This is a genomic window from Nocardioides albidus (genome assembly GCF_006335005.1).
Taxonomy (GTDB): Bacteria; Actinomycetota; Actinomycetes; order Propionibacteriales; family Nocardioidaceae; genus Nocardioides; species Nocardioides albidus.
Genome location: NZ_VDMP01000003.1, coordinates 1 through 904, shown reverse-complemented (window position 1 = coordinate 904; position 904 = coordinate 1). Strand labels below are relative to the sequence as shown.

At 77.3% G+C, this 904-nt stretch carries 1 protein-coding gene; it reads left to right on the top strand.

Annotated elements, in window-relative coordinates; genetic code table 11:
• Positions 1-174 precede the first annotated feature (174 nt).
• Positions 175-904 (top strand): hypothetical protein (locus tag FHP29_RS00015; protein ID WP_139620830.1); only part of this gene is annotated, 730 nt, incomplete at its 3' end.

Here is a 904-nt window from a genome sequence, read left to right as displayed (position 1 = left end):
CGCGCTCGTCGCCGATGCGCGCGCCCGGATCGCCGCGATCGCCGCCCGCAACGAGGCCGGAGACGGCCCGCAGGTCTCGCCCGACCCGCTCGACGAGACACTCGCCGCCTTCGTCCCGCCTCCACCGGGGCACCGCGAGTGGCTCGCCGTCGAAGTCCCGGGCCTGGAGCGCTGATGCCGACCATCGACCTCACCACCGCCGCCTCACCCGCGCGCGGCGAGCACACCCCGTCCGACGGGGGCAGCGCCCTCGCCGCCGCGCCGCGCCGGATCGGCCTCACCCTCCCCGAGCTCCAGTACGCCGCGCGGCTCGCCGGCGACGCGCCGCTGCCGTTCGAGGTCGCCGCCCCGCCCTCGGCCGACGCCATGCAGGCACGCCTGGGCCAGAGCCCGGCGAGCCTGGACGACCAGGCGTTCCGCTCGGTGGTGGCCGCACTCCACGACCCGGCCGACTCCCTGGCCCGTCGCGGCCTCACGGTCGACGGCGTCCTCGATCGCGGCCTGGCCGGGGCCATCGGCCTGCTGGCCGCGCCCCACTTCGCGCTCGACGTCGACGTCACGATGGCCGGCGTGCAGGCCAAGATCTGGCACCGTCAGGACGCCGGCGCGGTCGCGTCGCTCGCCACGATCGACGGGATCATCCACGAGATCGGCTGGTTCGCCCTCGAGTCCTGGGCGACCGAGCTCGCCCGGGTCGCGGCGGTGTCGGAGGAGGTGACCCTGGAGCGGTCCGCGGTGCCGGCGTACGTCGACCTCCCGTTCGAGCTCGCCGACGCGGCGGCCGAAGCCAGCGGCTCGGGGCGCGGCGACCTGCTGCCCGTCCTCGCGTCGCGCCACACCGGCGCCGTCCGCGGAGCCGACGGCCCGCTCGACGACCCGTCGGTGGTCGGGCTGCTCGGGGCGC